Here is a 26,551-nt window from a genome sequence, read left to right as displayed (position 1 = left end):
GAATAAGGGTTAACCCACTGATCCTTCAAGGCTGATGGCCACCAGCTGCTGCGCTTCCATGGCGAACTCCATCGGCAATGCTTGCAGGACGTCCTTGCAGAACCCATTGACGACCAGCGCCACGGCTTCTTCCTCGTCCATGCCGCGCTGACGGCAGTAGAACAGCTGATCGTCATCTACCTTGGATGTCGTCGCCTCATGCTCCACGCGCGATGAATTGTTACGGACCTCGATATACGGCACCGTATGGGCCCCGCATTTATCACCGATCAGCAAGCTGTCACACTGGGTGTAGTTGCGGCTGTCCTTCGCCTTCGGGTGCATCGAAACCAGACCACGATAGGTGTTCTGCGCTTTACCCGCGCTGATCCCTTTCGACACGATGCGCGACTTGGTGTTCTTGCCCAGATGCACCATTTTGGTGCCGGTATCAGCTTGCTGCATGTTGTTGGTAATGGCGATCGAGTAAAACTCACCCTGGCTTTCATCACCGCGCAGGATGCAGGACGGGTACTTCCAGGTCACGGCGGATCCGGTTTCCACTTGGGTCCACATCACCTTGGACCGATCACCCCGGCAATCGGCGCGCTTAGTCACAAAGTTGTAGATACCGCCCTTGCCGTTTTCATCCCCGGGGAACCAGTTTTGAACGGTCGAGTATTTTACCTCGGCATCTTCTTCGATGATGATCTCAACAACCGCGGCGTGCAGCTGAGCTGTATCGCGCTGCGGTGCCGTACAGCCTTCCAGATAGGAAACGTAAGAACCTTTGTCCGCGATGATCAATGTGCGTTCGAACTGACCCGTGTTTTCCGCGTTGATGCGGAAATAGGTGCTCAGCTCCATCGGGCAGCGCACGCCTGGCGGGATGTAGACAAACGAGCCATCCGAGAACACGGCCGAGTTCAGCGTGGCGTAAAAGTTGTCCGAGACGGGAACCACTGTGCCAAGGTACTTCTTAACCAGTTCAGGGTGTTCCCTGATCGCCTCTGAGATCGAACAGAAGATCACACCGTGTTTGGCCAGTTCGTCCTGAAAGGTCGTGCCAACCGAAACCGAGTCGAACACCGCATCCACGGCCACCTTGCGCCCTTCGGCAGGCATATCCTCAGCGCCTTCGACGCCGGCCAGAATCATCTGCTCTTTCAGAGGGATACCAAGCTTTTCGTATGTGGCCAGAAGCTTGGGATCGACCTCATCCAGCGATTTGGGTTTTTCCTCCATCGACTTGGGGCGGGCATAGTAATACTGGTCCTGAAAGTCGATCTTGGGATAGTGGACCATAGCCCAGTGCGGCTCGTCCATCTTGGTCCAGCGTTCGAAGGCCGCCAGACGCCATTCGGTCATCCATTCGGGCTCTTCATTCTTTTCCGAGATCAGCCGGACGATATCCGGGTTCACGCCCTTGGGCGCGTACTCCATCTCGATATCGGTATCCCAACCGTATTTGTAGGTACTGACCTCGCGTACCGCATCCACGGTTTCCTGATCGACACCCTCTTTTACCTGGGTCTGGTCCAAAGCGGCCATATGACACCTCCGTCAGATCACGCGGCGCGCGCGCGATGCTTCTTTTCTTTTTCAAGCCACGTTTCGGCGAAACGCAGCACATCATCTTCAGTGGTCAAAGGTCCCAGAGACACGCGGATGGCGCTTGCTGCTGTGACCTCATCAAAACCCATCGCGGTCAGCACCGCGCTTGCCCGGACCTTGCCGCTGGAACAGGCAGAACCTGCACTGATAGCAAAACCTGCCAGATCCATCTGCATGACCTGCGTTTCGCCCTTCCAGCCGGGGGTTGCGAAACACGAGGTATTCGGAAGGCGGTCCTGACCTTTCCCGACAAAAATAGTAGATTTAGAACCAGCCTCAAGGGCATTTTCTAGAATATTTCTAAATTCACGAACCTGTTCCCAGATACCATTAGAAAGATCCCGCGCCACCGCTTCAGCTGCCGCCCCGAACCCCGCGATTCCAATGACATTTTCGGTACCTGACCGTCGGCCCATCTCTTGCCCACCGCCTTTGATCATTGCAGGCAGTTCGGTGCCACGTTTCATCACCACCGCGCCAATCCCTTTCGGTCCGCCCATCTTGTGGGCCGAAATCAACGCCATCTGGACGCCCAGCCAGTTAAAGGCCACCGGCAACTTGCCAAAGGCCTGTGTCGCATCCGTCACGGCCAATCCGTTTGGCAAAGATTGGACAATCCCCGTCTCGGAATTCGCCAATTGCAGGGTCGACTGCTCGGGGTTTGACACATCCACCTGACCGGATTGCGACGTGAGCAAGTCTTCGTTGATCCATGATCTGATCGCGTCATGCTCAATCGCGGACCCGTGCAAATCACGATTGGCCAATGTCAGCGCGGCCCCTTCGGTCGAACCCGATGTAAATACAACGTCTGCCCCATCCGCACCAAATGCGGCCGCAACCTGCGCCCTTGCCCGTTCGATCAGAGCCTTGGCCGCGCGGCCTTCGGCGTGAACGGACGAAGGGTTCCCGCACAAATCCATCGCTGCCACCATGGCCTCACGGGCCTCGGGGCGTAGCGGTGTTGTTGCGTTATGATCCAGAAAAATACGATTCATGGATACATCTTTTCCTGGTCGCAAAGCGGGGAAGAAACCCAAGAGGCAAACAGCATCAGATTACTCATCAACGATGGAAAACAGACTGGGAACTGCCGGGCACGGTGCCAGGTCGTTCTTGATCACGTCGGACAAGCGCGTCTGGTGCAAAAAGACGTAGACATGCGCACTAAGACCTTCCCAAAGACGGTTGGTCAAAGACTGCGCCCGGCTGCCCGAGGATGCCCCAGATGCCCCGGCACCTTTTTGCAGCGCGTCCACGGTTTCATCCACGGCCGCCAGAACTTCGACCACCCGAATCTCGGAAGCAGGCCGCGCCAGACGATACCCGCCGCCCGGTCCACGTACGGACGATACCAGTTCGGCCCGGCGCAATTTGACGAAAAGCTGCTCGAGATAAGGAAGCGAGACGTCCTGACGTTCGGAAATTTCGCTAAGCGTCACCAGGCGGTCCGAGGGCTGTAGAGCAATATCAGCCAGTGCAACCATCGCGTAACGACCCTTTGTCGAAAGCTTCATTGTCTTTCCCTCATGGCAGGTTATAAGCGAAAACATTGACGCCGCCGCCGCCAGTGCGTATCTCCGACAGGCAGCGCCTTGCGCAAAGCATCATAATTAGAACCGTTCTAAAGTGCCTTACGATTACCGTCAAGTATATCGTGGCATCAGGAAGAAAAAGACAGGACCAAAGCACACATGCCCGAGGTGATTTTTCCCGGACCCGAAGGCCGCCTGGAAGGCCGCTACCACCCGCAAAAGGAAAAAGACGCACCGATTGCCATCGTGCTGCACCCGCATCCACAATTCGGCGGGACCATGAACAACAAGGTGGTCTATAATCTGCACTATGCGTTTTACAACATGGGCTTTACCGTGTTGCGCTTTAACTTCCGCGGCGTGGGCCGCAGCCAAGGCGAATACGATCAGGGCATCGGTGAGCTGAGCGATGCCGCGTCAGCGCTGGATTATCTGCAGTCGATGAACAACAACTCCAAGCACTGCTGGGTTGCCGGCTTCTCGTTCGGTGCCTGGATCGGAATGCAGCTGCTGATGCGCCGCCCAGAAATTACGGGCTTTATCAGCGTGTCGCCACCAGCCAACATGTATGACTTCTCGTTCTTGGCCCCCTGCCCTTCGTCCGGCCTGATCATCAACGGCTCGTCCGACCGTGTGGCCCCGCCCGCCGACACCACGTCGCTGGTCAACAAACTGCACGAACAAAAGGGCATCACCATCACCCATAACGAGGTTGAGGGTGCTGATCACTTCTTCCAGGACCGTCACATGGACACGCTGATCACCGATGTCAGTGACTATGTGAAGCGTCGCCTGACCGAGAACACGCGCTAATGTCGAATACCATCACAACGCTTGCGGCCAAACTGGCCGAGGACACAATGAAGGTGATGGACGAAACCGGCAATGATCGTTTCTTTGTCGAGGTGGGAGAGCTTTTGGGCGCCTCCTCCCAGACCTTGGAAGAGGCCTTTTTGACCGAAATGCGTGTACGCATCGCTGAACGCAAAGCGCGCAAGTTTGTCATCGACGCACTGACCAAACATCGATCCCAGGTGAAAGCGATTGAAAAGAAATGACTGAAAGACTGTCCGCGCAACTTGAATTCCTGAAACGCGCGGACAGGCTGAAGTCGGTCGATCGCGCCAATGCGCTCCTGGATCGGTCCCGCCCTGAAAACTCTGCAGAACACAGCTGGCACCTGGCCTTATGGGCATTGACGATGGAGCCGTTGGCGGGTGACGACGTTAACATTAACCGCGTCATACGCATGCTGCTGTTGCACGATCTGGTTGAGATCATCGTCGGCGATCACCCCATTCACCTGGAAACCGATTGGAACGCCGTGGAACGCGCCGAGCGCGCGGCGGCGGACGAGTTGTTTAGTCTCTTGCCGGACGATCAGACGTCTGCGTTTCAAGCCCTGTGGGAAGAGTTCGAGGCCGACGCGACGCCGGACGCGAAATTCGCCAAGTATCTGGACCGATGCCAACCGCTGTTTCAAGTCTTGTGTTCGCCAACCCCCAACCCGGATCATGTTGAAGTAGCGCGGGAAAACCTCTGCAGTGGTCGCGCCGCGTATTTGGCACGGGAATTCCCCCAAGCACACGCTCTGGCCAGCGCCATGCTGCACGCGCAGTCAACGCCCGAAACTGCGTTTTCTGAACGGCTGGCTTTTCTGACTGAGGCAGACCGCCTGAAGTCCGTTTACCGCGCCTCGCGCCTGTTGTCTGACGATCGGTTTGAGAACTCGGCCGAACATTCCTGGCACATCATGCTGTTTGCTTGGGTTTTGGCGGAATACGCGCAGCCCGGTGTATCGCTGGACCAAGTCCTGAAAATGCTTCTACTGCATGACATCGTCGAAATTGATGCCGGAGATCATCCCATCCACGGACAAGTCGACCACGCCGCACAAGAAGCCGAGGAAAAGGCAGCAGCCGACAGGTTGTTCGGGTTGTTGCCCGAGACACCGCAGCACGCCTTCCGGACGCTATGGGAGGAGTTCGAGGCGGCCGAGACGCCAGACGCGCGATTTGCCAAGGCGATCGATCGGTTTCAAACCCCGGTCGGAAACCTTGAAACGGGTGGAGGATCCTGGGTGGACTACAACGTGACCTTTGCCCAGATAGAACAGCGTGTAGGAACGCCGATCAATCGCGGCGCACCAGCGCTGTGGTCATGGTTGCGACCGCAACTGAGCACGTATTTTTCAGAAAACACTGTCGGTTGAGCTATTAGAAAAAGGGGCACAAAGGCCCCTTTTCCAATCGTTCCGGCAGGCACTTAAACCTGAAAACTTTCAAACCGCTCAACACCACTGGCTGCGTTTATGTCGACGGACCCCCCGCCCGCAAGCCACCCAAGCGCCACTATGAATGCCGAAGCAACGATCACGGATATCGCAAATTTCGTCATAAAATACTCGAAAAAGAAAACTATAAACCACCCGTTTCTTATCAAATTTTTTCTCTTTTAAATAGTATGGTTATCCTGACCTCTTCGCGAGGCAGGCCCGGTGCTTCCGGCACCGAACTTTTCCCGATATCCATTCAAATTCCCCTTGTCGGGAATTGGGAATTTGTGGTCAACCTCCCCAACTGCAACTGAATCGAGACCTGCCGTGCCCAAAGCCTATCTCATCCTATTGCTGGCGGTTTTCGCCGAAACAATTGGCACAACGGCGCTGCAGGCCAGCCAGCAGTTCAGCCGGTTTTGGCCCTCTGTTTTGGTTGTCGTGGGTTACGGAGTTGCTTTTTACTTACTGGGCCTCACCCTGAAATTTATGCCGGTCGGCATCGTCTATGCCATTTGGTCAGGCTTGGGGATCGTTCTGATCGCCATCATAGGCTTCATTGTTTTTGGTCAGCGCCTGGACTGGCCTGCGGTGCTCGGTTTGGCGATGATATTGGCCGGAATCCTGATCATTCACCTGTTTTCCAGCACAGCGGGCCACTGACGACCGGTTAGGGCTGGCCTATTCAGTCAATCCGCGTTATGCGCGCGGCAACTTCCCGTTCAAAGGCTGACCTCTCATGGACCTGCGCAATATCGCAATCATCGCTCACGTGGACCACGGTAAAACGACCCTGGTGGATGAGCTGCTCAAACAATCCGGTGCGTTCCGGGAAAACCAGGCGGTGGCCGAACGCGCCATGGATAGCAATGATCTGGAGCGCGAACGCGGCATCACCATCCTTGCCAAAGCGACCTCGGTCGAATGGAAAGGCACCCGGGTCAACATCGTTGACACCCCCGGCCACGCCGATTTCGGTGGCGAGGTTGAGCGGATCCTCAGCATGGTCGACGGTGTTGTCCTGTTGGTGGACGCCGCCGAAGGCCCGATGCCGCAGACCAAATTCGTGACGTCCAAGGCGTTGGCGCTGGGCCTGCGTCCCATCGTAGTGCTGAATAAGGTCGACAAACCCGACGCTGAACCCGACCGTGCACTTGATGAATGCTTTGACTTGTTCGCCAACCTCGGCGCTGACGACGATCAGCTGGATTTTCCTGCCATGTATGCCTCAGGCCGTTCCGGCTGGGCAGATATGGAGCTGGACGGGCCGCGCAAGGACCTGACCGCCTTGTTCGATCTGATCGTCGATCACGTCCCTGCCCCAAAACAGGTCGAAAACAAAGAAGAACCCTTCCGCATGCTGGCCACGACGCTGGGCAGCGATCCGTTCATCGGTCGCATCCTGACCGGTCGTGTGGAAAGCGGCACTTTGAAAGCGGGCGACAACCTCAAGGCGCTGAGCCGCGATGGCACGCTGATCGAAAACTTCCGCGCTTCGAAAATCCTCGCGTTCCGCGGACTGGCCCAACAGCCCATCGACGTGGCCGAAGCCGGTGACATCGTCACCATTGCAGGCATGAGCAAGGCAACTGTGGCCGACTCGTTGGTTTCGCCGCAGGTTGACGAAGCCCTGCCCGCACAACCCATCGACCCGCCAACCATCACTGTGACCTTCGGCATCAACGACTCGCCGCTGGCCGGTCGGGACGGCAAGAAAGTTCAGTCGCGTGTTATCCGCGACCGCCTGATGAAAGAGGCCGAGTCGAACGTTGCCATCCGCATCAGCGACACACCTGGCGGCGATGCCTTTGAGGTTGCTGGCCGTGGCGAATTGCAGATGGGCGTTCTGATCGAGAACATGCGCCGTGAAGGGTTCGAGCTCAGCATCTCGCGCCCGCAGGTTCTGTTCCGCGAGGAAGACGGCCAGCGCATGGAGCCCATCGAAGAGGTCACTATTGACGTCGACGATGAATATTCAGGCTCGGTGATCGAAAAGATCACTGGCGCGCGTAAAGGCGAACTGGCCGAAATGCGTCCGGCCGGCGCTGGCAAGACCCGTATCATCGCGCATGTACCGTCGCGCGGGTTGATCGGATATCACGGCGAGTTCCTGACCGACACGCGCGGCACCGGTGTTCTGAACCGTGTGTTCCACGGCTGGGCGGCCCACAAAGGCCCGATCCCGGGTCGTCGTGCGGGGGTTTTGATCTCGATGGAAAACGGACAGGCCGTGGCTTATGCGTTGTGGAACCTGGAAGAGCGCGGCCGGATGTTTGTTGCCCCGCAAACCGACGTGTATCAGGGCATGGTCATCGGCGAGCACTCACGCGATAACGACCTTGAGGTGAACCCGCTCAAAGGCAAGAAACTGACCAACGTACGCGCCAGCGGTTCCGATGACGCCGTCCGCCTGACACCTCATATCCAGTATTCTCTGGAAGAGGCGATTGCCTATATCGATGATGACGAACTGGTTGAGGTCACTCCAAACGCCATTCGGTTGCGCAAGCGTTACCTTGACCCGCACGAACGGAAACGGATGGCAAGATCGGCCTGATCCGGTCTGTGACATTGTTTACATAATCTAAACAATGTGCCGTTCGTGGTAAAATTACTTCTAGAATTACCATCTAAATCAAAAGAAAGCCCGTCGTACTGACGGGCTTTTTCTTATGTTTTTCATACAGTTTCACCAATAGGTTGCAAATCTACCGGCGTTTATCGCTGTTACTCGACCAACAAATGAGGCAATATACGGAAGTATTTTTGTCCAAACTGTGGCACAATTACTTTGTTAATAGGTGTTGGTAATGAGTTTAAAGGAGTAGCGCTATGCGCGTAAGATCCCGTTTATATTCGTTTGTATTTTTATCCGCGACATTCCCACTGATGGCAACAAGCGCGGCTCATGCGGCTGAAGTTTGCAAAGTTAAAACAGCCCGGCAGTCTGTATCCACCGAAACGCTTTGTAGTTGCAAAGTCGTCGACAAGCGGATGCTGCGCTACATTCAGCGCCGGGCCGACTTTGAGGATATCTTGGCCCGCACATCGCAAGCCTGTCCTCTGTTCGCAGCGATTTTGACTGATATCCCGACGGCAACCGTTGCAAGGAACCGAACCAGCGACGGCGATGACAGAAGCTCTTCAAGTGGTAACAACGGTTCGTCCGAAAGCAGCGGCGGTGCCGGAGTATCCGGCACAAGTGGTGAATCCGGCGATGGTGGTGATGGCGGCAGCGGCAACGGTGGTAGCAACGACGGTGGCAACGGTGGCGGTAATTCCGGCAGCGGTGACGGCAACGGCGACAGCAATGGCGGCGAAAACTCCGGCAGCGGTGATGGCAATGGCGGTAGCAACGGCGGCGGTAACTCCGGCAGCGGCGACGGCAACGGCGGCAGTAATGGCGGCGGAAACTCCAGCAGCGGCGATGGTAACGGTGGCAGCAATGGCGGCGGTAACTCCGACAGCGGCAGCGGTAATGGCGGCAGCAATGACGGTGGAAACTCCAATAGCGGCGACGGCAATGGCGGCAGCAATGGCGACGGCAACGATGGCGGTGGCAGCGACGGAAGCGGTGGCGGTGCCGGTGGTGGCGGCGCCGATGGCAGCGGTGGCGGCGACGGCGGCGGTGGCAGCGACGGCAGCGGCGGTGGAGCCGGTGGCGGTGGCAGCGACGGAAGCGGCGGCGGTGCCGGTGGCGGCGGCGGCGATGGCAGCGGCGGCACCCTCTGACGCGATCAACCGCAAAGCAGCCTGAAATTTTTGGCGACGCCTTGAAAAACGCCGAAAACGTCTCGACGTTCGGCCTGACAAACAAAGGGGCGACTATCGTGTCGCCCCTTTTGCCATGCATAGCCTGATAGATCAGTCGATATTTTTAACTTCTTCCGTACACACCAACCCAATGGCTGGGTTTCGCCGGATCCTGCATCCGAAGGAACAAATACCGCGTTGCCGACCAGGGTTTGATCCGGTTGGTCAAATTGTCCAGCACCAAATCCCCCTGAGCGGAGCGATAGACAAGAACTGCATGTGCATTTCGGCGCGTATCCAACACTGTCGCAATCAGCAATTTGTTTGGATCAACGCCTGCCCTGATCAAATCTCTTTTCTTCAAAAGAGCAAAATCCTCGCAATCCCCGCCGCGCGTTGTCGGCAAAGCCCACCGTTCGGTGGTGCGGTATTGCGTCTGATCCGTAACGGCGCGCGTCGTTGCGTTGACCTGACGGTTGATCCGCTCAATGATCTGCATTTCCTGTTGGGACGTCATGCGTACCGACGTCTTGCTTGAGCACGCCCAAGCGTACTGTCGGCACAACTGCTGCGCACCGGAAGGCGGAGGGGTCGCCGCAAGAGTACGGATGAAGTTGCCCTCGCTCGCATCCGCCTGAGACGCGAAAACCGCGGCCCCGTAAACCAAAGCAGCAATCCCCACTGCCCGACCTGAAAATGTCTTCAACCGCCCCAGAGCGGCCTTGAGTCCGATATCTTCCGATTTCATGCCCGTACCTCGATCCCTGTCTACGCAACGATTGACGACAAACAGGACCGTATTCGATTAGAAAAACCTAATGGTAAACGGTAGCGCTTGTACAATCTTTGGCGAAAGTGAAGGGGAAAAAAGGCGGAAATTCGTCACTCAATATGACCATTTCGCGCAGGAATTGAGAAAAAAGCGCCACAATCTAGGCGGGAAGATACCTAATAACTCTCGTTCCAATAAAATAAGATACTGGAATCACGAAGATTCCGATTGGGTGGAAAATTGCCACAATACGGTTCACTTCACTCGTAAACAGTTCGGCTGAATTTCGCCCATGAATGGATCTGATTGGCAGGAAACCCACCGATCAGACTTGGCTTATTCTTATTCGGTGATTTCTACGACCACCAGTTCACGCTCACTTGCGCCGCGTGCGTGGTCCAGGGCCTGCTGGTACTCCGGTGAATTATAGCACTCGACGGCGGCCTCGACGGACGGAAACTTGGCGACCACATTGCGCGGACGCTCTTTGCCTTCCAGTTGGACATAACGTGCAGCGCGGGCAATAAACGCCCCGCCGTGCTTGGCAATCGCAGGCCCTGCGAGTTCTGCGTATTTCGCATATGCGTCCGCATCCGTCACGGTGACGTGAGCAATCCAGAGTGCTGCCATCTTATCCTCCCAAAACCTGTTCTACGGCCTTGATCGCCGCATCTGCGTTCGACGCGTCCTTGCCACCGCCCTGCGCCATGTCGGGGCGTCCACCGCCGCCCTTGCCGCCCAGTTCTGCGACGGCCGCACGAACCAGATCGACTGCCGAAACCTTGTCGGTCAGATCGGCCGTCACACCGGCCGCAACAGCAGCCTTACCGCCCGCATCCGCGATCAGCAGAACGGCGCCGGACCCCAGACGGCTTTTGTGCTCATCAATCAACGCCGGCAAGTCCTTGCCCGATACGCCGTTCAGCGCCTGCGCAAGGAAGGCGACCCCGTTCACCTCACGCGCTTCGCCGCCACTCTGCCCGGCCCCGCCGGCCATGGCCAAGTCACGGCGCAGCTGGGCCACTTCGTTTTGCAGCGATTTGCGTTCGTCCAACAGTGCTTTGACCCGGCCAACAACGTCATCTGGCTGCGCCTTGAGTTCCGATGCGATCTGACCCAGACGCTGATCCTGCTGGGACAGATGCCGCAGCGCCTCGTCACCGGTCAGAGCCTCGATCCGGCGTACGCCCGCGCTGCTGGCGCTGTCGCCCAGAACCACAAAAGTACCGATGTCACCAGTCTGACGTACATGGGTGCCGCCGCACAGTTCAATCGACCAGGTCTCGCCATCCTGACCTTTACCGGTCGGAGCTTTGCCCATGGACACGACACGGACTTCGTCGCCGTATTTCTCGCCAAACAGCGCCTGTGCACCCAGTTCGCGCGCATCATCAGGGGTCATGATCCGCGTTTCGACAGTCGAGTTCTGACGGATGAAGTCATTTACATCGCGTTCGACCTTTTGGATCTCATCCGCGCTCAGCGCCTTGGAATGGCTGAAGTCAAACCTCAACCGGTCAGCCGCGTTCAGCGAGCCGCGCTGTGCAACATGATCGCCCAACGTTTCACGCAACGCCTCGTGGAGCAGGTGCGTGGCCGAGTGGTTTGCGCGAATTGCCGTGCGCCGCGCATGGTCGACCTCAAGCTCGACCGCGTCACCTTTGGACAAAGCGCCCTGATCAACGGTCACTTTGTGGGCATAGATTTTGCCATCAGCGAATTTTCTGGTGTCTTCGACCCGCGCCATGTCATCGCGTTCTTCCAAACGCCGGATTTCACCAGTATCACCGATCTGACCGCCAGCTTCGCCATAGAACGGTGTCTGGTTGACAATCACCCAGCCGGATCCCCCTTTTTCAATTGTGTCGACCAACGCACCGTCAACCACCAAAGCGGCAATCTGCCCTTCGGCCTTTTCCGTGTCATAGCCCAGAAAATCCGTAGCTCCGGCAGTATCCAGCACATCAAACCACACTGCCTGATCTGCAGCTTCACCCGAACCAGCCCATGCAGCACGCGCCTTGGCTTTTTGTTCGGCCATGGCAGCGTCGAACCCGTCCGTGTCCACGGAACGACCCTTTTCGCGCAGGGCATCCTGCGTCAGATCCAGCGGGAACCCATACGTGTCGTACAATTTGAATGCCGCATCACCCGGAAGCGCCGCGCCCTCGGGCAGGCCTGCAACTTCATCATCGAGGAGTTTCAGACCACGATCCAGGGTTTGCTTGAACCGCGTTTCCTCCAACAGCAGCGTCTCTTCGATCAACGGCTGCGCCTGTCCCAACTCGGTGTATTGCGCGCCCATCAGCTGCACCAGACTTGGCACCAGCTGATACATAACCGGATCTTTCGCCCCCAGAAGATTCGCATGACGCATTGCGCGACGCATGATCCGGCGCAGCACATAGCCACGCCCGTCATTGGAAGGCATCACGCCATCCGCGATCAGGAAGGATGTCGCGCGCAGGTGGTCCGCAATGACCCGGTGGTGCACATTCTGGTCGCCATAGGGATCAACCCCGGTGGCATGAGCAGACGCTTCGATCAATGTCTTGAACAGGTCGGTGTCATAGTTGTCATGGCTGCCCTGCAGCAGCGCGCCGATCCGTTCCAGCCCCATGCCGGTGTCGATCGACTGCATGTCGAGTTCGACCATCGAGCCGTCTTCGAACTGCTCGTTCTGCATGAAAACGATGTTCCAGATTTCGATGAACCGATCGCCGTCTTCGTCGGGCGATCCCGGAGGCCCACCCCAGATGTGATCGCCATGGTCGTAGAAAATTTCCGTACACGGTCCACACGGACCAGTCGGACCCATCTGCCAGAAATTGTCGCTGGTGGCGATGCGGATAATCCGGTCTTCGGGCACGCCGACCTTTTTCCAGATTTCAAACGCCTCGTCATCCGTGTGATACACCGTTGCCAGCAGGCGGTTCTTGTCGATACCGAATTCCTTGGTGATCAACTCCCACGCAAAAGGGATCGCCTCGTGTTTGAAGTAATTGCCGAACGAAAAATTGCCCAGCATTTCAAAGAATGTGTGGTGCCGCGCAGTATAGCCAACGTTATCGAGGTCATTGTGCTTACCGCCGGCGCGCACGCATTTCTGCGCCGTCGTGGCGCGCTGATAATCACGGGTTTCAACGCCGGTAAACAGGTTCTTGAACTGCACCATGCCCGAGTTCACGAACATCAATGTCGGGTCATTGCGCGGAACCAGCGGGCTGGACGCGACAATTTCATGCCCCTGTTTGGCAAAATAATTCAGAAAGGTTGAGCGGATTTCGTTCAGCGTGGGCATATGGCTCTCTCGGCGCGCAATCTCAGTGTTCTGAAATGGTTTATCCCCGTCCCCAAGGATAGTCCACAAAGATAAATCGGCCTTGTTTTTGAAGGGCAAGGAAAACCCCTCAACAAGATCCGTACACACCAATAATCAAGATCACCGTATACAGAACGAGTTAAGGCGGCCACGCGGACCGCCTTATTTCGAGTATTCTAAGTTCTTGCAAAACCGGGGGGTTTTGCGGCCCCCAACTGCGTCTGTTATGCCTCGAGGATGTCGTCTTCCTCTGCAGAACCGGGTGGCATATCGAACTCAAGACCATGCGCGGCGCGAATCTTGTCTTCGATATCCAGCGCAATACGGCTGTTGTCGCGCAGGTATTGTTTGGCATTCTCACGCCCCTGCCCGATCCGTTCATCGCCATAACTGAACCACGAACCCGATTTCTCGACCACACCAGCCTTGACGCCCAGATCCAGCAGCTCACCCATCTTACTGATGCCTTCGCCATACATGATGTCGAATTCCACCTGCTTGAAGGGCGGCGCCACCTTGTTCTTGACCACCTTGACGCGCGTCTGGTTGCCAACAACCTCATCACGATCTTTGATCGCGCCTATCCGGCGAATATCCAAACGAACCGAGCTGTAGAATTTCAGCGCGTTACCACCGGTCGTGGTTTCAGGGCTGCCGAACATTACGCCGATCTTCATCCGGATCTGGTTGATAAAGATCACCATGCAATTCGAGCGGCTGATCGAGCCTGTCAGTTTACGCATCGCCTGACTCATCAATCGGGCCTGCACGCCAACACTGCTGTCGCCCATGTCGCCTTCGAGTTCCGATTTCGGCGTCAAAGCCGCAACTGAGTCGACGACAACCATATTCACAGCGCCCGAACGCACTAGCGTATCGGTGATCTCAAGCGCTTGTTCACCGGTGTCGGGCTGCGAGATCAGCAGTTCATCAAGATCGACGCCCAGCTTGCGGGCATATTGCGGGTCCAGCGCGTGTTCGGCATCCACGAATGCGCACACACCACCGCGTTTTTGCTGTTCTGCAATGCAATGCAGCGTCAGCGTGGTCTTACCCGAGCTTTCCGGGCCATAAATCTCAACAATCCTGCCCATCGGCAGACCACCAATACCCAGCGCGATATCCAGGCCCAAAGACCCGGTCGAGCTTGCATCGATGTCCTGCTTGGCATCCTCGCCCAGCTTCATGATCGAGCCCTTGCCGAACTGCCGTTCGATTTGCGCCAGCGCGCTATCAAGCGCCTTTTGCTTGTCTGCGTTTTTCTTGTCGCTCATTGTCAGAAGATCCGCCATTGTCCTGTCGCCTTCTCTTTTGTCACACCCATGAACGGGCGGCAATCGCTGCTTTGTTCGCCCCTTGTTCCTTATGGGACCAAAAAGAGAACATTTCAACTAAAACTTACAATACTTACTGTTCGGCAATTGTGTTAAAGAATCGTTTACGCCATTCTGCGACCACCAAATTTAGCGGTGAAGGGCGAATAAATGCTTGTTTTCTATAAGGAACGCCTTGCGTTTCTGGCAGTCCCAAAAACAGGCAGCACGGCCTATCACACTGCTCTGAGCGCACGGGCCGACTTTGTCGTCACGGGTCCGCCCGAATTGAAACATGCGCCTGTTCGCCGTTATGACAGGTTTTTTCAAAACATTTTTCGCAAAATGTATGACACCGAAATGGAAATCATGGCCGTCGTGCGCGAACCTATCGGCTGGCTCGGCAGTTGGTACAAATACCGCAGCCGGGACGACCGAATTGGGCACCCGCATTCAACCCGCGACTTGAGCTTTGATGATTTTGTTCAGGGTTACATGCAAAACCCCCGCCCGGAATTCGCAGATGTCGGCAGTCAGAGCCAGTTTTTCCGCACCCGAAACAACGGTTTCGGTGCGACGAATGTATTTAAATACGAAAATCAAGATAAGATACTGAGCTTTCTTCAGGACCGGTTGAACATGGAAATCACCCTGCAGCGCGAGAATGTCTCACCAAAGCGCGACCTATTCTTGTCGCCGGAAACGGAAAAGAAGTTCCGCAAGCACCACGCCGAGGAGTTTTCCTGCCACGACGCGGCGCGTTAATCAGTTCAGTTGGTTAAACACAGCCTCGGTCAACTGCGTCAAAGAGAACGGCTTGGGCAAAAAGGTAGAATTCGCAACCTCGGGGCCTGAATCGCCAAAGGCGCCTTCGGTATAGCCAGACATAAAGATCACCCGCACATTCGGTCGGGTCTCCATCGCTTTGCGCACCCAGGTTGGCCCGTCCATGCCGGGCATGACCACGTCTGTCACGAAGGCATCCACATGCACCGACCCATCCTCCAGCAGGTGCAGAGCCTCTTCGGCGGACCCGGATTCGAGCACGGTGTAGCCCTTCAATCGCAATGCACGTGTGGCAAAGGCCCGAACCGGGGCCTCATCCTCAACCAGCAGAACTACGCCTTCACCCTGCCGGGACGCCGGTTTTTCCGGAAGGCTGGCGATATCCTGGTCGATTTTCTGCGGTGCGGTTGAAACCGGCAGATACACGGTAAATTCGGTTCCCTTGCCCTGAATACTGTCGACAAAGATGAACCCTCCGGTCTGTTTGACGATGCCATAGACCGTCGACAATCCAAGACCGGTCCCCTCACCGGTGCGCTTGGTCGTATAGAATGGCTCGAACACTTTTTGCAGCTTGTCCGCTGGGATGCCAGTGCCGCTATCAATCACTTTCACGGTGACGTATTCGCCGGGTTGAACCGTTGCACGATCCCGCCGGAACGGTTCGGTCAGAGACACAACCTCGGTCTCGATACGTACCTCGCCCCCTTCGGGCATCGCGTCCCGTGCGTTCACGACCAGGTTCATAAAGACCTGTTCGAGCTGCCTTTTGTCTGCGCGCACAGGCTTCAGCACGGGATCATGGCTTAACGTCAGGCGAACCTTTTCGCCCACCAGGCGGTTCAAAAGATGGATCAGGTCGGAAATTGTGTCGCGCAGGTCCAAAACCTCGGGCTGCAGGGTCTGCTTGCGCGAGAAGGCCAGAAGTTGACTGACCAACGCCGCGGCCCGGTTGGCGTTCTGGTTGATCTGAACCAGGTCACCATAGTTCGGATCATTCTGATCATGCCGCAGCAGCAATAGATCGCAATGCCCCGAAATCGCAGTCAGAAGGTTGTTAAAATCATGCGCCACGCCGCCCGCCAATTGCCCGACAGCCTGCATCTTTTGCCCCTGCACGAACTGAGCTTCCAGTGTCTTCAACTCGGTCGCATCATTTAGGACGGCGATCAGACAAATCTGCCCCTTGCACGTCACCCGGTTCAGTGTGACCTGCACGAAAACCTCTTTGTCCTGACGTGACAGGCGCAGAAATTCCGACCGGGGAACGGCATTCTCTTCGGTCGCGGTGCGGGTCAACCAATCCAGGATGGGATAGCCGAGCCCGTGCATGATTTCGGCCACATTCGACTTGCCCGGCTGGATCTCTCCGATCAGCTTGATCGCCATCCGGTTCGCATCCAGAATTTCGCCTTCGGGTGACAGACACATCACCGGCACTGGCAACTCAGCGAACGGGGCATCGCCCCCGGATGGACCCGCAGATTTCATCGGCAACAAAAGCAGATCGCGCACAGTGCCCGAGCGGGACAGCTCGGACACGGTCACAGGCACCCGCCCGTCCGAAGTTTCAGCCAGCGAGATTTCACCCGGTTGCGGGATGTCATTGGGAAATATCTTACCCATAACGTCGGGCCTGTGACCGATCATGGCCTCTGCCATTCCATTCACGCGCAGAATTGCCCCGTTGCGACCCTCTGTCAGCACTGGAACAGGGGCGTCATCCCATTGCCCGCCTTCATCCAGATGAAACCGCCAGCAGAACACATCCTGCCCCACGCTGAAAACCGAGATCGGGATTGTCGAGCCAACGGTCACGATATCTTCGAGGGCGCGTTCGTGGATTTCCGCGATGGATTGCAAGCGCAGCAGGATCGCTGCGGGATTAGCGAATCTGGATTTCAGGCATTGCTGCAATCGCGCACCTGGAAAAGCGTTTAACTGTGCCTTTGCGCGTGTGTTCGCGCTCAGAATATCGCCATTTGCGTTGGCGATCACTGTCGGACACAAGTCCTGTTCGGTGAAGACGGCCATCACTTCTGCCGAATTACGCGCCGCTCTGTCGGCCGTGAACCCCCGAAAAACAACCAGTAGGCCGGCGGCCAGTAACGACACACCAGCAACAACAAGACCCGTATTCCAGGCGGTCGGCAAAACGTCTGTCAACGGTGTTAAACTCAGCAATGCGCCCAAAACAACGAGTGGCACAAGGCGCGAGAAGGCCGGTGATTTTCTTGAGGTCGGCTCAGAAAAGATCTCTGCAGTGTCGGACATTAACAACTCAGGTCAAAAGGCTTTGTCACACTCAGCCCGAATTTGGTTAACGCCCCCTTAAGGACAGCGGAAACCTCTACCTAAGGTTGCTATTCAATGACGCACTATCGCGTCAAGTGCGACGTAAAGAACCCGTCTGCACCGTGTGTCACAAGCCACGACTTTCGCAGCGTTTCGGTCCAATCAGGATTCAACTTCAGAAATCCGTCGACAATATCGCCGTTTTCGTCATCCAACATGGAACAGGTCGCATAGGTCAAAATTCCACCCGGTCCAACCAGTTGAGCGGCGGAATTCAGGATGTCGGACTGAAGTACATTCAGCGTGTTCAACCCCTCTTCGGACAGCGCCCACTTGCCTGCCGGGGCACGCCGCCACGAACCGCTGCCCGAGCATGGCGCATCCGTCAGGACAATATCGAACGGAGCCTGACGGGCCACATCTTCAGGCTGCAGGCAGGTTACACCCACACCCGCCCGTTTTGCCCGCGTCGGCAGATCGCGCATGCGCCCTGCGTTCACATCATGCGCAAAGACCTCGACACCCGAATGGGCCGCCAGAGCCAGAGACTTGCCGCCACCGCCTGCGCAATAATCCAGAACACGCAGACCTGGCTGGAGATCGAGCGCTGCAACAACGGCTTGGCTGGCTGCGTCCTGCAATTCGACCAGACCTTTGGAATAGGAACGGCTTTGCGCAATTTTTCGGGCCCCTTCGGTGACCTCTAGGGCGGTTTCACACGCCGGATGGTGTTGCGCGCTGACTCCGTCAGCACGCAAAGCAGCAATCGCACCAGCACGATCGGTTTTGGCAAGGTTAGCCCGCAAATGAACAGGTGCACGGGTTTGCAATACCTGTGCCGCCGCCTCTGCTTGATCCCCGAGCGAGGTTTGAAAACGCGGCCAGAGCCATTCGGGGATGTCGCACCGCTCGGCATCCGAGCTGAACGCGCGCGGTGCATCGGCGGCGGTTAACGGCTCTGGCGTATATCGTTCGCCTGTAAACAGCGTCTCTGGATCACCGCCGTTTGACCGAATCGAACCGATCATCAGCCCGCGCCCGGTTTCTGCCCCGCCCAAGGCCGAGAAGGACCGTTTGCAACGCAGCGCTTCGAACACGTGATCGCGCACGGCGGCCCGGTCTTTCGAGCCCGCAAACCGGCTGCGGCGCGCCCATCCTGTCAAAGCCTTTTCAACCGGTGCGCCGGCAAGGATGTCATCTAAGATTTCAATCGAAGCCTGAACGCGCGCTGCTGGGGTCATAAGATATTTCCGATTTCTCTGCTAAACCCAAAAAACGCAAAACGGCGCCCGCGTTGGGGCGCCGTGCTGCAAACTCGGTTGCGTCACATTACCCGGTAGTTCGGGCTTTCACGCGTGATCTGAACGTCATGCACATGGCTTTCTTTCAGGCCAGCGCCGGTGATTTTGACGAAGTTACAGTTCTTGCGCATTTCTTCGACGGTTGCACAGCCGGTATAACCCATCGCCGCGCGCAGGCCGCCGACCAGCTGGTGAACTACTGCACTGGCCGATCCCTTGTAGGGCACCTGCCCTTCGATCCCTTCGGGAACCAGCTTGTCGCTGGCCGCGTCTTTCTGGAAATAGCGATCCGCCGACCCGCGCGCCATGGCGCCAAGGCTGCCCATTCCGCGATAAGATTTGAACGAACGGCCCTGGTACAGGATCACCTCACCCGGGCTTTCATCCGTTCCCGCGATCATCGAGCCAACCATTGCACAGGACGCGCCTGCCGCGATTGCCTTGGCAAAATCGCCCGAGAATTTGATGCCACCATCGGCGATAACCGGAACCTCTCCGGCGGCCGTCGCGCAGTCCATGATCGCTGTCAATTGAGGTACACCGACGCCTGCAACCATCCGGGTTGTGCAGATGGAGCCCGGCCCGATGCCAACCTTGATTGCATCCGCCCCGGCATCGATCAGCGCCTTGGTGGCCTCGCTCGTCGCTACATTGCCCGCAATGATCTGGACCTCGTTCGAGAGTGTCTTGACCCGCCGCACCGCGTCCAGAACGCCCTGCGAATGCCCATGAGCAGTGTCGACCACGATGATATCAACGCCCGAATCCACCAACTGCTCGGACCGTTCGAAACCAGAATCACCAACAGAAGTCGCCGCAGCGACGCGCAAACGTCCCAGCCGGTCTTTACACGCTGTTGGGTTCAGGACGGCCTGTTCTGTGTCTTTCAACGTCAAAAGACCGGTCAGCTTTCCGCCACCATCAACCACCAGTAGCTTTTCGATGCGGCGGGCTCTCATCAGGCTTTTGGCCTCTTCCAGATCGGCGGGTTCCTGAAGCATCGCCAGATTGTCCGAGGTCATCATCGCGTGAACCGGTGTGTCGTCTGACGTTGCAAAGCGCATATCACGGTTGGTCAAAATGCCAACGACGCGCCCCTGTTCGTCAACCACCGGGAAGCCGGTGAAGTTATAGCGCTGTACCAGCGCGTTGGCGTCAGCCAACGTCTGATCCACCCGCAGTGTCACAGGGTTATAGACAATACCGGATTCAAATCGTTTGACCCGGCGCACTTCGCGGGCCTGTTCATCCACCGTCAGGTTTTTGTGAACAACGCCAATTCCGCCGGCTTGCGCCATGGCAATGGCCATGCGCGCCTCGGTCACCGTGTCCATCGCCGAGCTGAGCAGCGGGATGTTCATGGTGATTTCCCGCGTCACGCGCGTGGTTGTATCCGCCGTTGCCGGAAGCACAGAAGATGCGCCCGGAACCAGGAGAACGTCGTCAAAGGTGAGTGCCTCACGAATCTGCATCTGTTAACCCCATGCAAAAGCCCGTTTGGCGGTGACCCTATTACATGGATTCAAGCTAAGGAAAAGCCCCTGACCTAAACTAGTTTTCGATTGCGGGCCGATGCCGCGGTGAAAAACGACGCAACGGGCACAAAACGTGCCGCGGAATGGCCTTTCCCTTTGCGCACAAACCCATATCTTGCGCGACATAGGCGCGAATACAAAAGGCAGGCAAACCATGACCACCGATCCCCTTGTTGTCTTTACCCCGTCGGGCAAACGCGGGCATTTCCCCGTGGGTACCCCGGTTCTGACCGCTGCACGGCAGTTGGGTGTGGATCTGGATTCGGTCTGCGGCGGCCGCGGGATTTGTTCGAAATGTCAGATCACACCCAGCTATGGCGAGTTTCCTAAACACGGCGTAACCGTATCCGAGGACGCGCTGAGCGAATGGAACGCGGTCGAACAGCGTTACGATGACAAACGCGGCTTGAAATCGGGCCGTCGCCTGGGCTGTCAGGCGACAGTTCAGGGCGACATCGTGATCGATGTCCCACCCGAAAGCCAGGTCCACCGTCAAGTTGTACGCAAGGCCGCCACCGCGCGGGCCATTACGATGGACCCGGCAACCCGGCTGTATTTCGTGGTGGTGGAAGAGCCCGACATGCATTCGCCAACAGGCGATCTAGAACGGCTGGAACGCGCACTGCGCGAGCAATGGAATATTGGCGCCATCACCGCCGATCTTTCCCTGATGTCCAAGCTGCAGCCCGTCCTGCGCAAGGGTAAGTGGGAGGTCACAGTCGCCCTCCACAAAGGCCACAAGGATGAAGTGGCGCGCGTGGTCGAAATCTGGCCCGGATTGCATGAACATGGGCTTTATGGTCTGGCCATCGACCTCGGCTCGACCACAATCGCGGCGCACCTGACCGATCTGGAAACAGGTGAGGTGAAGGCGTCCTCGGGCCTGATGAACCCGCAGATCCGCTTTGGCGAAGACCTTATGAGCCGCGTTTCATACTCGATGATGAACCCCGGCGGTGATCAGGAGATGACCAGGGCCGTGCGTGAGGCGATCAACGATCTGACCACATCAATCTCTGAGGAAGCCGGGATTAACTCCGAACTGATCGTGGAAACGGTGTTCGTCTGTAACCCAGTGATGCACCACCTGCTGCTGGGTCTGGACCCGGTTGAGTTGGGTCAGGCCCCCTTTGCTTTGGCAACCTCGGAAAGCATGTCCCTGCCTGCGCGTGAGATGGACCTGACAAATATGAACCCGCGCGCGCAGGTCTACATCTTGCCGTGCATTGCGGGCCACGTCGGCGCCGACTGCGCCGCAGTGGCACTGTCGGAGGAACCGGGAAAGTCCGAAGACCTTGTGCTAATCGTGGACGTGGGCACCAACGCTGAAATCCTGCTGGGCAATACCAGCCGCGTCTTGGCGTGTTCCTCACCCACCGGCCCGGCATTCGAAGGCGCGCAGATCAGTTCCGGCCAGCGTGCCGCGCCCGGGGCAATTGAGCGCATCGAAATCGACCCTGTCATCAAAGAACCCCGTTTCCGCGTGATCGGGTCCGAAAAATGGTCCGACGAGGAAGGCTTCGATCAAGAGATTGCCACAAGCGGCATCACCGGCATCTGCGGCTCGGGCATTATCGAAGCGGTCGCCGAGATGCGCATCGCCGGGCTTTTGGACGAAAGCGGCCTGATCGGGTCTGCAGACCAGACCGGCACCCCACGCTGCGTCCCCGAAGGTCGCACCCACGCCTATCTGATCCACGATGCCAGCGCCGAGGGCGGTCCGCGCATCACGGTCACGCAGGGCGATATCCGCGCCATCCAGCTGGCCAAATCCGCGCTCTATGCCGGTGCACGCCTGTTGATGGATGAAATGAACGTCGACACGGTGGATCGCGTTGTGCTGGCCGGGGCGTTCGGCGCGCATATCTCGACCAAGCATGCGATGGTTCTGGGTATGATCCCCGATGCGCCCTTGAACAAAGTCTCAAGTGCAGGCAACGCGGCTGGCACCGGCGCGCGGATTGCCTTGTGCAACATTGGTGCCCGGTCCGAGATTGAGCGTGTCGTGCGCGAGATCACCAAGGTCGAAACGGCCATCGAGCCGAAATTTCAGGACCATTTCGTCGCCGCAAATGCCATCCCGCACAAGACGGATCCGTTCCCGGAATTGGCAAAGGTGGTCACTCTGCCCTCGCCCTCCTTCAATGCCGGTGGCGGAGAAGAAGGCTCTGGTCGCAGACGGCGCAAGCGGTCATAGTCACCTCTGACACAAGGGAGGCGACATTCAGATCGCAAACGAGGAACAGGCGGAATACTGGGGGAATTCCCCGTCCGGTACCAAATGGCTGACCTATGAGGACCAGCTGGATCAGCTGATGGCCCCGGTCCTTGATCTGGTGCTGGAACGTGCCAGGTTAAAACCCGGCATGCGTGTTTTAGATATCGGCTGCGGTACGGGTGCAAGCGCGATCGCCGCCGCAAATGCCGTGGGGCTAGAAGGCCACGTTCTGGCTGCAGATGTCTCGCAGCCATTTCTGGACCGCGCATCGGCACGGGCATCCGATGCCGGATCGCAAAACATCACCTTCCAGTTCGCCGACGTCCAGACCTACGCCTTTGAAGCAGCGGACCGAGACGCCATGATCTCGCGATTTGGCGTCATGTTTTTTGAGGATACGGTTGCCGCCTTTGCCAACATGACCCGCGCGCTAAGGCCCGGCGGCACGATGACCTTTGCCGCCTGGGGACCATTGCCCGGTAACCCATGGTTCCGAGTACCCCATATCGCGGCCACGGAACGGCTGGGCACGCCGCCCAAGGTTGACCGGAATGCACCGGGCCCCTTGGCGTTTCATAATCGTGAGCGGGTTACCGGGTTGCTGGAAAAGGCAGGTCTAAGCAATGTTCGCGCCGATTCTGTGAACCTGATGTTGCACTTTCAAGGATCGTTGCTGGATTGCGCCGCCCTGTGCACTCGCGTTGGCCCCGCCGCCCGTGTTATTGCCCATTTCGACGGTAAACCCGACGACGTGACTGCGATCCAACACGCCGTCGCCGAAGCGTTTCACCCCTTTGCCAAAAATGGTGCGGTGCACATCCCGGCTGATATCAACCTATTTCAGGCGCGTCGCCCGGAGTAAATAACCACAGACGCAACCACGCCCAAAGCGCTGATTTCTAAGCTTTTCCGATGACAAATTGAGTTCTGGAGCGGGTAGCGGGAATCGAACCCGCGCGTTCAGCTTGGGAAGCTGACAGGCTACCATTACATCATACCCGCCGCTTTTTTCACCGATATCACCAGAGGCTTATCGACTTCAAGAACCCATCATCGGAAAAGCGGCGCTGCCTTGTTCCGTCCTGACGCAGCACAGCCTTCGAACAGGACAACGCACTTGATTCCGTGCAACAGAAATACCTTCTGGCTCAACTCCAGTTGCGCTTGCAGATCGACCAGTCCCTCGAAATATACCTTTTTCCCAAACGCTTACTTGGGTCAGCGTGTGCCTGTGATGGTGGACGATGTTGGCGCATCTTCGAACGTGACGAGTATCGTGATATCGTCACTAATATAGCGATCTTGTCAGGTTCCGGCAGCGATCAGCATCAATAGAAAAAGGCCGAACACGTGGTCCGGCCTTTGTTCACTGGAACAGCGATTGGATCAGGCGCGACGACGACGCCCGCCACCACGACGGCCACCAGCAGCGCCTGCTGCGCCGGCCTCTTCCGGGGGTTTGTTGAACCGAATCCACTCACCACCATGCGGGTCATTGTTGGTCAGCAGGTTGGCCGCACGGATGGCTTCCATTTCCTTACCGGCACGCGGCTTGGTCGAGCCCAGACCAAACAGCTGACAGAATGTTTCGTCATCCATGTCTGCAGGCAGAATGATCCCCTTGGCTTCGACCTCGGCCTTTTTCTCGGCCAGCTTTTTGGGACCCACAGGCAGCGCCACCGGGTTCATGATTGCCGACGTCATGCCTGCGCCCATTGCCATCGGCAGGAACGCATTATTGATGCCGTGGCGGTTTGGCAGACCAAAGGACACATTCGAAGCACCACAAGTGGTGTTTACGCCCAGTTCTTCGCGCAGGCGACGGACTAGCGCAAAGACCTGCTGACCAGCGGTTGCCATCGCGCCGATGGGCATCACCAGCGGGTCAACTACGATGTCATGCGCCGGGATCCCGAAATCGGCGGCCCGCTCAACAATCTTCTTGGCCACTTCGAAGCGCACATCGGGATCTTCGGAAATACCGGTGTCATCGTTCGAGATCGCAACAACCGGCACGTTGTATTTTTTGACCAGCGGCAGAACCAGTTCCAGACGATCTTCTTCGCCGGTGACCGAGTTCAGCAACGGGCGGCCCTCGGCAGCTTCAAGACCAGCTTCCAGTGCGCCGGGAACGGACGAGTCGACACATAGCGGAACGTCAACCAGACCCTGCACCAGCTCGACGATCTTACGCATCAGTGGCGGTTCGGTCTCGTTCGGGTTGGGGTTCGAGTTGTAGACAACGCCCGCATTGATATCCAGAACGGTCGCACCGGCCGCAACCTGCGCAATGGCGTCCTTTTCAACGGTTGAGAAATCGCCGGCTTCCAGCTCGGCCGCCAGTTTCTTACGGCCCGTCGGATTGATCCGCTCACCGATCACGCAGAACGGTTCGTCAAAGCCCAGAACGGCAGTTTTTGTTTTTGATTCTACGACTGTACGCGTCATGTCCGTTCCTTAGAAGTTTGCAGGCTTTGCCGAAGCGCCGCCGTTATTGATGGCCCAGTTGGCGTTGGTCTTGATGCCGCCAAGCGGGAAGAAGTGTACATTGGTGATGTTGAAATCCGGGTTGGCCGCTTTGTGGTTGGCCAGTTCGGTGATCACATCGGTCGGCTCGTAGGGCAGCAGCAGCTTGGACACATCCATCGCACGCTTTTGCAGGACCTTCAGCGACGGGCCAACACCGCAAGCGATGGCAAACTTGATCAACGTCTGCAGCTTGGCCGGACCGGCGATACCAATATGGATCGGAATATCGATACCAGCTTCTTTCAGACCGTCGGCCCATTCGATGATCGGTTTGGCTTCAAACGCAAACTGCGTTGCCAGCGCCATTTCGGCATCCGTGGTTTCGCTGAATTTCTGCTTCCAGCGCAGCGCGTCGTCGACATTCTTGGTCGAGCCGTCTGGGTCGATATCCTTGTTGCCCTCAGGGTGACCTGCGACGTGCAGGCGTTTGAAACCCGCCTTGTCGAACAAACCACTTTCCAGCAACTGCATCGAGCTGTCGAAATCGCCGTGCGGGTTGGTAACACCACCGGCCAGCAGCAATGCCTGATCGACGCCCGCCTCGCCCTGATACATGGAAATCCAGTTTTCCAGCGTGGCGGCGTCCTTGATGATCCGCGCCGGAAAGTGCGGCATCACCGGATAACCTTCGTCAGCGATCCTCTTGGCGGTCTTGACCATATCCTCGATCGGCGTGCCTTCGATATGGGCAATGTACACACGCGTGCCTTCGGGCAGCAACGCGCGGAAATCTTCGACCTTTTCGGCGGTGCGCGGCATCACCTCGATCGAATAGCCTTGCAAAAAGGCTTCGACGGTCGGGTTTACAGGGCCGTTTTCGACCGCATCACGTTTCTTGAAGTTCAGCAAAGCCATTGCGGCCTCCCATAGATGTCTCGGGCTCATGCCCAACCGTCATTGGCGATCAGGGCTTTGATGCGGTCCTGATCGTATTCCGTTTCCAAACGCACAGCTTCGGCCTCGGCAATCTCGGACGGGTCGCCGTCGACTGCAAAGGGGGCCGCCTTGCGCCATTCGGCCAGATAGGCATCGCTATCCTTGGCGTTCACCTTCATAGCCGCGCGGTCGATGGCTTGTTCGAACCGTTCCTCTAATTGCCGCTTTGCGCCACGACGGCCTTTGCCGACGATGACTTGGGCGGGAATGTCGCGCCAGTAAACAATGGTGACGTCAGGCATTGCGTTTGATTCCTCCTAACCAGATGGACCGGTTCTAAACGTCTATGTGGGGGCAAGTCGGTCGATTTTCGACACACGGCGCATTTCCAGCGACGTTTTTGCCCACGATGAGATACCGGGGTTGTAACGAAGACTGAACCAAACGC

General features: G+C 57.3%; 22 protein-coding genes and 1 tRNA gene. 9 read left to right on the top strand and 14 right to left on the bottom strand.

Annotation, left to right across the window (positions count from 1 at the left end):
* Positions 1-9: 9 nt before the first annotated feature.
* Genes sufB through iscR form a run of 3 tightly spaced genes read right to left on the bottom strand, consistent with a single transcriptional unit; the run spans position 10 to position 3,110 of the window.
* Positions 10-1,530: a Fe-S cluster assembly protein SufB gene (gene sufB, locus AC2FJC_RS04455; RefSeq protein ID WP_496738563.1), complete on the bottom strand. Its 1,521-nt coding sequence runs from the start codon at positions 1,528-1,530 to the stop codon at positions 10-12.
* Between the two features lie 17 nt (positions 1,531-1,547).
* Positions 1,548-2,591 (bottom strand): cysteine desulfurase family protein, encoded by a 1,044-nt coding sequence (locus AC2FJC_RS04450; RefSeq protein WP_496738562.1) that lies wholly within the window; start codon positions 2,589-2,591, stop codon positions 1,548-1,550.
* Between the two features lie 60 nt (positions 2,592-2,651).
* Positions 2,652-3,110: a Fe-S cluster assembly transcriptional regulator IscR gene (iscR, locus tag AC2FJC_RS04445; RefSeq protein ID WP_058271678.1), complete on the bottom strand. Its 459-nt coding sequence runs from the start codon at positions 3,108-3,110 to the stop codon at positions 2,652-2,654.
* 177 nt (positions 3,111-3,287) lie between these two features.
* On the opposite strand from iscR, the gene AC2FJC_RS04440 reads away from it, so the two are divergent.
* The 6 genes from AC2FJC_RS04440 (at position 3,288) to AC2FJC_RS04415 (ending at position 9,135) form a co-directional block, all read left to right on the top strand.
* Positions 3,288-3,941 (top strand): alpha/beta hydrolase, encoded by a 654-nt coding sequence (locus AC2FJC_RS04440; protein WP_058271679.1) that lies wholly within the window; start codon positions 3,288-3,290, stop codon positions 3,939-3,941.
* On the top strand, positions 3,941-4,186 hold the full coding sequence (locus AC2FJC_RS04435; RefSeq protein ID WP_058271680.1) for a hypothetical protein: 246 nt from the start codon (positions 3,941-3,943) through the stop codon (positions 4,184-4,186). The genes AC2FJC_RS04440 and AC2FJC_RS04435 overlap by 1 nt, the downstream gene beginning before the upstream one ends.
* Positions 4,183-5,340: an HD domain-containing protein gene (locus AC2FJC_RS04430; RefSeq protein ID WP_496738561.1), complete on the top strand. Its 1,158-nt coding sequence runs from the start codon at positions 4,183-4,185 to the stop codon at positions 5,338-5,340. Before AC2FJC_RS04435 ends, AC2FJC_RS04430 begins: the two co-directional genes overlap by 4 nt.
* Positions 5,341-5,730: 390 nt before the next feature.
* Complete coding sequence (locus AC2FJC_RS04425) at positions 5,731-6,066, top strand: DMT family transporter (protein ID WP_282151243.1); 336 nt, start codon at positions 5,731-5,733, stop codon at positions 6,064-6,066.
* Positions 6,067-6,142: 76 nt separating this feature from the next.
* Positions 6,143-7,960: a translational GTPase TypA gene (gene typA / locus AC2FJC_RS04420; protein WP_282168284.1), complete on the top strand. Its 1,818-nt coding sequence runs from the start codon at positions 6,143-6,145 to the stop codon at positions 7,958-7,960.
* Between the two features lie 437 nt (positions 7,961-8,397).
* Complete coding sequence (locus AC2FJC_RS04415) at positions 8,398-9,135, top strand: hypothetical protein (RefSeq protein WP_496738560.1); 738 nt, start codon at positions 8,398-8,400, stop codon at positions 9,133-9,135.
* 145 nt (positions 9,136-9,280) lie between these two features.
* On the opposite strand, the gene AC2FJC_RS04410 is transcribed toward AC2FJC_RS04415, so the two are convergent.
* From AC2FJC_RS04410 to recA, 4 genes are all read right to left on the bottom strand, one after another.
* Positions 9,281-9,904 (bottom strand): transglutaminase-like cysteine peptidase, encoded by a 624-nt coding sequence (locus tag AC2FJC_RS04410; RefSeq protein WP_496738559.1) that lies wholly within the window; start codon positions 9,902-9,904, stop codon positions 9,281-9,283.
* Between the two features lie 366 nt (positions 9,905-10,270).
* On the bottom strand, positions 10,271-10,558 hold the full coding sequence (locus AC2FJC_RS04405; protein ID WP_472723800.1) for a DUF1330 domain-containing protein: 288 nt from the start codon (positions 10,556-10,558) through the stop codon (positions 10,271-10,273).
* 1 nt (position 10,559) lies between these two features.
* Complete coding sequence (gene alaS / locus AC2FJC_RS04400; RefSeq protein WP_496738558.1) at positions 10,560-13,229, bottom strand: alanine--tRNA ligase; 2,670 nt, start codon at positions 13,227-13,229, stop codon at positions 10,560-10,562.
* 245 nt (positions 13,230-13,474) lie between these two features.
* On the bottom strand, positions 13,475-14,542 hold the full coding sequence (gene recA, locus AC2FJC_RS04395; protein ID WP_108858591.1) for a recombinase RecA: 1,068 nt from the start codon (positions 14,540-14,542) through the stop codon (positions 13,475-13,477).
* Positions 14,543-14,734: 192 nt separating this feature from the next.
* Between recA and AC2FJC_RS04390 the strand changes: the two genes are divergently transcribed.
* Positions 14,735-15,328: a gamma-glutamyl kinase gene (locus AC2FJC_RS04390; protein ID WP_496738557.1), complete on the top strand. Its 594-nt coding sequence runs from the start codon at positions 14,735-14,737 to the stop codon at positions 15,326-15,328.
* Here AC2FJC_RS04390 and AC2FJC_RS04385 read toward each other — a convergent pair whose 3' ends face one another.
* The 3 genes from AC2FJC_RS04385 to guaB all read right to left on the bottom strand — a co-directional run bounded on the left by AC2FJC_RS04385 (position 15,329) and on the right by guaB (position 20,417).
* Positions 15,329-17,623, bottom strand: coding sequence for an ATP-binding protein (locus tag AC2FJC_RS04385; protein WP_496738556.1), 2,295 nt, complete (start codon positions 17,621-17,623; stop codon positions 15,329-15,331).
* 104 nt (positions 17,624-17,727) lie between these two features.
* Positions 17,728-18,885, bottom strand: a complete 1,158-nt coding sequence (locus AC2FJC_RS04380) for an RsmB/NOP family class I SAM-dependent RNA methyltransferase (protein WP_496738555.1) — start codon at positions 18,883-18,885, stop codon at positions 17,728-17,730.
* Positions 18,886-18,968: 83 nt separating this feature from the next.
* Complete coding sequence (gene guaB / locus AC2FJC_RS04375; protein ID WP_496738554.1) at positions 18,969-20,417, bottom strand: IMP dehydrogenase; 1,449 nt, start codon at positions 20,415-20,417, stop codon at positions 18,969-18,971.
* Between the two features lie 217 nt (positions 20,418-20,634).
* Here guaB and AC2FJC_RS04370 point away from each other — a divergent pair, with 217 nt between their 5' ends.
* Positions 20,635-22,677, top strand: coding sequence for an ASKHA domain-containing protein (locus AC2FJC_RS04370; RefSeq protein ID WP_496738553.1), 2,043 nt, complete (start codon positions 20,635-20,637; stop codon positions 22,675-22,677).
* 25 nt (positions 22,678-22,702) lie between these two features.
* On the top strand, positions 22,703-23,560 hold the full coding sequence (locus AC2FJC_RS04365; RefSeq protein ID WP_496738599.1) for a class I SAM-dependent methyltransferase: 858 nt from the start codon (positions 22,703-22,705) through the stop codon (positions 23,558-23,560).
* A gap of 66 nt (positions 23,561-23,626) precedes the next feature.
* On the opposite strand, the gene AC2FJC_RS04360 is transcribed toward AC2FJC_RS04365, so the two are convergent.
* The 4 genes from AC2FJC_RS04360 to AC2FJC_RS04345 all read right to left on the bottom strand — a co-directional run bounded on the left by AC2FJC_RS04360 (position 23,627) and on the right by AC2FJC_RS04345 (position 26,405).
* Positions 23,627-23,700 (bottom strand) — tRNA-Gly (locus AC2FJC_RS04360).
* 384 nt (positions 23,701-24,084) lie between these two features.
* Positions 24,085-25,146 (bottom strand): methyltetrahydrofolate cobalamin methyltransferase, encoded by a 1,062-nt coding sequence (locus AC2FJC_RS04355; RefSeq protein ID WP_496738552.1) that lies wholly within the window; start codon positions 25,144-25,146, stop codon positions 24,085-24,087.
* Positions 25,147-25,155: 9 nt separating this feature from the next.
* Positions 25,156-26,082, bottom strand: a complete 927-nt coding sequence (locus AC2FJC_RS04350; RefSeq protein WP_496738551.1) for a methylenetetrahydrofolate reductase — start codon at positions 26,080-26,082, stop codon at positions 25,156-25,158.
* Between the two features lie 26 nt (positions 26,083-26,108).
* Positions 26,109-26,405, bottom strand: a complete 297-nt coding sequence (locus AC2FJC_RS04345; protein WP_050603423.1) for a virulence factor — start codon at positions 26,403-26,405, stop codon at positions 26,109-26,111.
* Positions 26,406-26,551 lie beyond the last annotated feature (146 nt).

The organism is Ruegeria sp. CDSB117 (assembly GCF_059611005.1).
This window is presented reverse-complemented; position numbering and strand designations above follow the sequence as displayed.